The 6,784-nt window shown below is 69.1% G+C and carries 9 protein-coding genes; 4 read left to right on the forward strand and 5 right to left on the reverse strand.

The window, feature by feature from the left end:
• From HUV06_RS13715 to HUV06_RS13730, 4 genes are all read right to left on the reverse strand, one after another.
• A partial coding sequence (locus HUV06_RS13715; protein WP_174301816.1) for a hypothetical protein occupies positions 1-186 on the reverse strand: 186 nt, incomplete at its 3' end.
• A gap of 60 nt (positions 187-246) precedes the next feature.
• Positions 247-1,752 carry a phosphomannomutase/phosphoglucomutase gene (locus HUV06_RS13720; RefSeq protein WP_174301817.1) on the reverse strand — a complete coding sequence of 502 codons (1,506 nt, stop codon included), beginning with the start codon at positions 1,750-1,752 and terminating at the stop codon, positions 247-249.
• Between the two features lie 15 nt (positions 1,753-1,767).
• Entirely contained in the window at positions 1,768-2,748 is a 981-nt protein-coding gene (locus tag HUV06_RS13725; RefSeq protein WP_371811082.1) for an SIS domain-containing protein, read from the reverse strand.
• Positions 2,745-2,942 carry a hypothetical protein gene (locus HUV06_RS13730; protein WP_174301818.1) on the reverse strand — a complete coding sequence of 66 codons (198 nt, stop codon included), beginning with the start codon at positions 2,940-2,942 and terminating at the stop codon, positions 2,745-2,747. Before HUV06_RS13730 ends, HUV06_RS13725 begins: the two co-directional genes overlap by 4 nt.
• A 133-nt stretch (positions 2,943-3,075) precedes the next feature.
• Between HUV06_RS13730 and HUV06_RS13735 the strand changes: the two genes are divergently transcribed.
• The 4 genes from HUV06_RS13735 to pseH all read left to right on the forward strand — a co-directional run bounded on the left by HUV06_RS13735 (position 3,076) and on the right by pseH (position 5,927).
• Positions 3,076-3,849: an SPFH domain-containing protein gene (locus HUV06_RS13735; protein WP_254601137.1), complete on the forward strand. Its 774-nt coding sequence runs from the start codon at positions 3,076-3,078 to the stop codon at positions 3,847-3,849.
• A gap of 78 nt (positions 3,850-3,927) precedes the next feature.
• Positions 3,928-4,650 carry a 2,3-diphosphoglycerate-dependent phosphoglycerate mutase gene (gene gpmA / locus HUV06_RS13740; RefSeq protein WP_174301820.1) on the forward strand — a complete coding sequence of 241 codons (723 nt, stop codon included), beginning with the start codon at positions 3,928-3,930 and terminating at the stop codon, positions 4,648-4,650.
• A gap of 3 nt (positions 4,651-4,653) precedes the next feature.
• Complete coding sequence (locus HUV06_RS13745; protein WP_174301821.1) at positions 4,654-5,358, forward strand: cytidylyltransferase domain-containing protein; 705 nt, start codon at positions 4,654-4,656, stop codon at positions 5,356-5,358.
• On the forward strand, positions 5,355-5,927 hold the full coding sequence (gene pseH, locus HUV06_RS13750) for a UDP-4-amino-4,6-dideoxy-N-acetyl-beta-L-altrosamine N-acetyltransferase (RefSeq protein ID WP_174301822.1): 573 nt from the start codon (positions 5,355-5,357) through the stop codon (positions 5,925-5,927). Before HUV06_RS13745 ends, pseH begins: the two co-directional genes overlap by 4 nt.
• Positions 5,928-6,019: 92 nt before the next feature.
• On the opposite strand, the gene HUV06_RS13755 is transcribed toward pseH, so the two are convergent.
• Positions 6,020-6,784: S1 RNA-binding domain-containing protein (locus tag HUV06_RS13755; protein WP_174301823.1), on the reverse strand; the 765-nt coding region annotated here is incomplete at its 5' end.

Genomic DNA, 6,784 nt, shown 5'->3' on the forward strand with positions numbered 1-6,784 from the left:
GCCCGGCGCGCCGACGTGGGTGCTGCGGGCCGCGGTTCGGCGAACTGCGGCGGCCAGCGCTTCGGCGCGGACCTGGAGCAGGGCGCCCCGGTGGGAGCCGGCGGCTTTCAGCACCGACTCGTAGATGATCCGGCAGGCCAGCGGGGCCAGCACCACAGGACGACGGACGATCTCGATTTGGGACACTTGGTTTCTCCCCCTCTAAGGACGAGGGGAGAACAGCAAGAACTCTACCTAAAGTAGTGTTCAGACTTCCTGGTTGTAGGCGCCGACCTGCGGGTGCGCGGCCAGCCTTCTCTTCACCTCCTCACGGAACAGGGCGCGCATGTCGTCGGCGGAGCGGGTGCTCTCCACCACCACCACCAGTTCGGGCTTGTTGGAGGAGGCGCGAACCAGCATCCAGGAGCCGTCCTCCAGCGCCACGCGCACGCCGTTGACGGTGATCACCTCGGTGATCGCGCGGCCCAGCACCTTGCCGCCCGAGCTCGCCATCGCCTGGTACTCCGCGACCACCTGCTCGACCACGCCGTATTTCTTGTCGTCGTCGCAGTGGGGGCTCATGGTCAGGGAGGTGTAGGCGAGCGGCAGCTCGGACTTCATCTGGTTCAGCGTCTTGCCTGGATTGCGCTCCAGCATGTTGAGCACCGCGCTCGCCGCTACCAGACCGTCGTCGTAGCCGCGCCCAAGCGGCGCGTTGAAGAAGAAGTGGCCCGACTTCTCGAAGCCCGCCAACGCGCCGATCTCGGCGGTCTTGCGCTTGATGTAGCTGTGGCCGGTCTTCCAGTAGAGGGTGCTCGCGCCGTTGGCCTTGAGCACCGCGTCGGTGGCGTAGAGGCCGGTGGACTTCACATCCACGACGAACTTGGCGTCCTTGTGGGTCTTGGACAGGTCGCGGGCGAGCATCAGCCCGATCTTGTCGGCGAAGATCTCCTCGCCCGTCTCGTCCACCACGCCGCAGCGATCGCCATCACCGTCGAAGCCGAAGGCGAGGTCGGCGCCCTCGCGCTTCACGGCCTCGGCCATCGACTGCAGCATCTCGTGGTCTTCCGGGTTCGGGTTGTATTTCGGAAAACTCCAGTCCAATTCGCAGTCCATCGGGATCACCTCGGCGCCCATGCGGCGGAGCGCGTCCGGTGCGAAAGCGCCGGCGGTGCCGTTGCCGCAGGCGGCCACCACCCGGAGCTTCCGCGTCAGCTTCGTACGCGAGGCGACCTCGGCGATGTAGCGCTCCATCACACCGTCCACCCGGACCAGCCTGCCGCCATCGCGCTCGACACCTTCGCCACCCAGCACGATGGCCTTCAGCCGGCCCATCTCCTCGGGTCCGAAGGTGAGCGGGGGCGAGGCGCCCATCTTCACGCCGGTCCAACCGTTCTCGTTGTGGCTGGCGGTGACCATGGCCACGCAGGGCGCCTCCAGGTCGAACTGGGCGAAATAGGCCATGGGCGACAGCGCCAGGCCGATGTCCAGCACCTCGCACCCGGCCGCGATCAGGCCCAGGCTCAGGGCCTGCTTCACGTTCAGCGAATAGGACCGGAAGTCGTGGCCGACCACCACCCGGGGCTTTACGTCCGCCTCGTGAATGTAGGTCCCAAGGCCCACGCCCAGCGCCGTCACGCCCAGGTAGTTGATCTCCTTTCCCAGCACCCAGCGGGCGTCGTACTCGCGGAAGCCCTGAGGCTTGACCAGCGGGATCACCTCGTTGTCGAAGCTGTTGGGCATGAGGTCGGCGCGGGGGGCGGGCAGGGGCATCGGATCTCCAGGGCGTCAGGCGACGCCGGTACGCAGCAGGTCGTGCACGTGCAGAATGCCCACGGGCCGGGCGTCCTCCAGCACGAAGAGCACGGTGATGCGGCTCTCGTTCATTTCCCGCAGGGCCTCTGCGGCGAGCGTGGTGGGGCTCACCGTATGCGGCGCGGGCGTCATGATCTCGGCCGCCGTGTGGCCCATCAGGCCGCCCATGTGGCGACGCAGGTCACCGTCGGTGATCACCCCGCGCAACCGCCCGTCCGCATCCACCACGCCGGCGCAGCCGAACCGCTTCTCGGTCATGGTGAGCAGCGCGACGGCCATGGTGGCGTCCTCCACGACCAGGGGCAGCTCGCCGCCGCCGTGCATCAGCTCGCCCACCGTGCGCAGCGCCGAACCGAGCTTCCCGCCGGGGTGGAAGAGCCTGAAGTCGGTGTGGCTGAAGCCCCGCCGCTCCAGCAGCGCCACCGCCAGCGCGTCGCCGAGCGCCATCTGCAGCGTGGTGGAGGTGGTGGGCGCGTCGACCGCCTCGGCCGCCTCGGGGATGTCGGGCAGGAGCAGCAGAATGTCGGCGGCGCGACCGAGCGCGCTGTCCGCCTGGGCGGTCATGGCGATCAGCGGTATGGCGAAGCGCTTGGCGTAGGCCACCACGTCGGCCAGCTCCCTGGCCTCGCCGGACTTGGACAGGGCCAGAACCGCATCGTCGGCTGAGATCATGCCGAGGTCGCCATGGCTCGCCTCCGCCGCATGCACGAACATCGCAGGCGTTCCGGTCGAGGCCAGGGTGGCGGCGATCTTGCGCGCAACGTGCCCGGACTTGCCGACGCCGGTGCAGACCAGCCGCCCCTTGAGGTTGGACACCCACTCCACGGTGCGGGTGAACGGGCCGCCCAGCCCTTCGCCCATGCGCAGCAAGGCCTCGGCCTCGGCCTTCAGCACGCGGCGAGCCACCTGCAGAGCGTCGGGCGGCTCCACTGCAGCCTTCAGCACAGCGCTCAAAGGAGGCCCGGCTTCTTGGGCTGGAGATCCGACGCGGGGCGCAGCTTGGGCTGGCGCGCTAGGGCTTCGGCGGCGGTCTCGTGGCCGAAGGGGGCGGGCGAGCGACGGCCTTCGCCCTGTGGCGCGACAAGCGCCAGGGCCACCATGAAGAGGGTGGCCAAGGCCGTCAGCGAGAAGAAGACCCGATCGGACATGGCCGCGTTCTTTACTGTGGGTGAGGCGGAGGGGGAAAGAGGTTTCGCCAGGATGCGGCCAGCCCCGCACCGAAGGAGCTTAGCCGCAGGCCGCTGAGGTGCTAGCATGGCATCCAACCTGAAAGAGGTCGTTGTGACCCCGCCGATCCTGCTCGCCGTCCTGCTCTTCCTGGCCGTCATCACCCTGCTGAAGGGCGTCGGCATCAACCAGGAGTACCAGCGCGCCGTCATCTATCGGCTCGGCCGCCTGGCGGAGCCCAAGGGACCGGGGCTCTACTGGCTGATCCCCTATGTGGACCGGGCGGTGAAGGTGGATCTGCGCACCGTCACCGTCTCCCTGCCGACCCAGGAGACCATCACCAAGGACGGCGTGGCGGTGAAGGTGAACGCGACGCTCTGGCACAAGGTCAGCGATCCCGTGCTGGCGGTGAACGCGGTGCGCGAGCGCGACATCGCGGTGCTGCAGGCCGCGGAGACGTCGCTGCGCGACGCCATCGGCCAGCACGAGCTCGACCACCTGCTGAAGGACCGGCTCGGCGTCAACGCCAAGCTGATGGACATGCTGTCCCGCGCTGCCCTGAAGTGGGGCGTGGAGATCGACGCGGTGGAGATCCGCGACCTCGACATCCCCGAGCAGATGCAGCGCGCCCTGGCCCGTGAAGCCGAGGCGACCCGCGAGGCCAAGGCCCGCATCATCAAGGCGGAGGGCGAACTCGCCGCCGCGAAGACGCTGGTGGAGGCGGCCCTCTCCATCGGCGCCACGCCCGGCGCCCTGGACCTGCGCCGGCTGCAGACGATTGCGGAGGTGGGAGCGGAACACAACTCGACCATCGTCATCGCCCTGCCGGACGCGATGGCCGCCACAGGCGCGCAGATCGGTGCGGCCCTGGCGCATCGCCCGACCTGACCGGCGGCCTTCCGGGCTTGACGCGGCGTGTCCCCGCGCACACCAACACGCGTCTCGCCGAGCCGCCCAAGGATCTCCATGCCCACCCTCGCCCTGCTGCGCCATGGCCAGAGCGTCTGGAACCTTGAGAACCGGTTCACCGGCTGGGTGGACGTGGACCTGACGGAGCAAGGGGTGGCCGAGGCGAGCCGCGGGGGCGCGCTGATCGCGGAGGCGGGCGTGGCCTTCGACCGGGCCTATACCTCGGTGCTCACCCGGGCGATCCGCACCTGCAACATGGCGCTGCGCCTGTCGGGCCAGCTGTTCATCCCCGTGGTCAAGGACTGGCGGCTGAACGAGCGGCACTACGGCGGCCTGACCGGGCTGAACAAGACCGAGACGGCCGCCGAGCACGGCGAGGAGCAGGTGCGCACATGGCGGCGCTCCTACGACATACCGCCCCCCCCGCTGGCTCCCGGCGGCCTCTACGACTTCCACGCCGACCGCCGCTACAGGGGCGTCGCCATCCCCTCCACCGAAAGCCTGAAGACCACCCTCGAGCGGACGCTGCCCTATTGGCAGGCCGAGATCGCCCCCAAGCTGCGGGCCGGCGAGACCCTGCTCGTCGCCGCCCACGGCAACTCCCTGCGCGCCATCGTCAAGCACCTGTTCCAGGTCGCCGACGACAGCATCGTCGGGGTGGAGATCCCCACCGGCAACCCGCTGCTGGTCGAACTGGACAACGCACTGAGGCCGACCGCTGCGCGCTATCTCGACGCAGGGCGGGCGACGCCGCTGCCGGCCTGTCCCAGCCGGGCCTGAGCGATGCTGGCGATCCTGCAGGCGCGCATGAGCTCGACGCGCCTGCCGGGCAAGGTGATGCGGCCCATCCTCGGCCAGCCCCTGATCGGCCGACAGATCGAGCGCCTGCGCCGCGCGCACGGCATCAGCCGCATCATGGTGGCCACCAGCACGCGCGAGGACGACGACGTGCTGGCCGGCTACTGTCACGGGCTGGGGGTGGAGGTGCATCGGGGCGAGCTTTCCGACGTGCTGGAGCGCTTCCACGGCGCCCTGGTCGCCGCCGGACGGCCGGATCACTTCCTGCGCCTGACCGCAGACTGCCCCCTGACCGAGCCCGCCGTGATCGACCTGTGCATCTCGCGCCACGTCGAGAGCGGGGCCGACTACACGCACAACACGCAGGACTGGACCTTTCCCAAGGGCCTGGACGTGGAGGTCTGCCGGACCGAGGTGCTGGAAGCGGCCTGGTGGCAGGCCTGCGATCCCTATGACCGCGAGCACGTCACGCCCTTCATCTATCACCGCCCCGACCGGTTCCGGATCGAGCGGGTGATCCGTGACCCGCCGCTGCGCTTCCGCTGGACGGTGGACACCGAGGAGGACTTCGCCTTCGCCTACGACGTCTATGCCGCCCTCTACGCCTGCAAGCCCGATTTCGGCGTGGACGACGTCCTGGACTGGCAGGCCGAGCACCCGGACCGGGTGCTGGTGAACGAGGCGGCGTGAGCGTCCGCCTGCGCCGCCTCGCCCAGGCGGACGGGCCGCGGGTCCTGGCCTGGCGCAACTCGCCCGAAGTCGCCGCGCACATGTACAGCGACCACGTCATAGGGGAGCAGGAGCACGCGCTCTGGCTGCAGGCGGCGCTGACCCGGCCCGACCGCGCCTACTGGATCATCGAGCTCGACGGCGCCCCGGTCGGTCTCGCCAACCTCGTCCGCATCGAGCTGGAGGCCAACCGCGCCGACCTGGCCATCTACCTGGCCGACCCCGCGGTACGCGGGCGGGGCGTGGGGGCGGCGGCGGAGTATCTGGTGCTCGGCCACGCCTTCGAGACACGCGGCCTGGACAAGCTGTGGGTCGAGGTCCTGGCCAGGAACGTCCCGGGTTGGCGCCTGCACGAAAGCTTCGGGTTCACCCGAGAGGCCTTGTTCCGCGACCACGTCCGAAAGGGTGGCGTGTTCCAGGAGGTGGTCGGCCTGGGCCTGCTCCGGCGAGAGTGGCCAAAGGCGAAGGCCTTGGCGGAGGGGCGGCTGGCGCGATCCTGGGCCCTGCCGTCCCTCTTCCTGGAGGCGTGAGCCGGGGATTTCGTTCGATTCCCACAATGCAGCCTCTGCCGGAACTCGGATGAGCTCCGGCAGAGGTTAGGCGTCAAACGGTTCGGCTCGGATCAGCCGCCGTATTCACGGCGCGGGCGACGCTCGCGATCGCCGCGATCCCGCCGCGGGCGATCGCCCCGTTCGCCGCCGCCGCGGTCCTCTTCCTCAGGTTCGCCGCGGGCGGCGCGGTCGGCGGCGATCTTCTCCGACAGGTCCTCGCCGGTCTCCTGGTCCACGACCTTCATCGACAGCTTGGTCTTGCCGCGGTCGTCGAAGCCGACCAGCTTGACCTTGACCGACTGGCCTTCGCTCAGCACGTCCGACGTCTTGCCGACCTTCTCCTGGCTGATCTGGCTGATGTGCACCAGGCCGTCCTTGGCGCCGAAGAAGTTCACGAAGGCGCCGAAGTCGACCACCTTCACCACCTTGCCATCGTAGATCTTGCCGACCTCGGCCTCCTTGGTGATCGACTCGATCATCTTGATGGCCGCGTCGATCTTGGACTGTTCGGACGCCGCCACCTTGATGGTGCCGTCGTCCTGGATGTCCACCTTGGCGCCGGACTTCTCCACGATCTCGCGGATCACCTTGCCGCCCGAGCCGATCACTTCGCGGATCTTGTCGGTGGGGATCTTGATGGTCTCGATCTTGGGGGCGTGTTCGCCGAGGCTTTCACGCGAGCCCGAGAGCGCCTTGGCCATCTCGTCCAGGATGTGCAGCCGGCCCGCCTGGGCCTGGTGCAGCGCCTGGCGCATGATGTCCTCGGTGATGCCGGGGATCTTGATGTCCATCTGCAGCGAGGTGATGCCGTCGGCGGTGCCGGCGACCTTGAAGTC

This window comes from Caulobacter sp. S45 (assembly GCF_903642205.1).
Classification (GTDB): Bacteria; Pseudomonadota; Alphaproteobacteria; order Caulobacterales; family Caulobacteraceae; genus CAHJWH01.

Coding starts and splice junctions, on each gene's coding strand:
- HUV06_RS13720 (WP_174301817.1), bottom strand. CDS start 1,752: ATGCCCCTGCCCGCCCCCCGCGCCGACCTCATGCCCAACAGCTTCGAC.
- gpmA (WP_174301820.1), top strand. CDS start 3,928: ATGCCCACCCTCGCCCTGCTGCGCCATGGCCAGAGCGTCTGGAACCTT.
- HUV06_RS13745 (WP_174301821.1), top strand. CDS start 4,654: ATGCTGGCGATCCTGCAGGCGCGCATGAGCTCGACGCGCCTGCCGGGC.
- HUV06_RS13730 (WP_174301818.1), bottom strand. CDS start 2,942: ATGTCCGATCGGGTCTTCTTCTCGCTGACGGCCTTGGCCACCCTCTTC.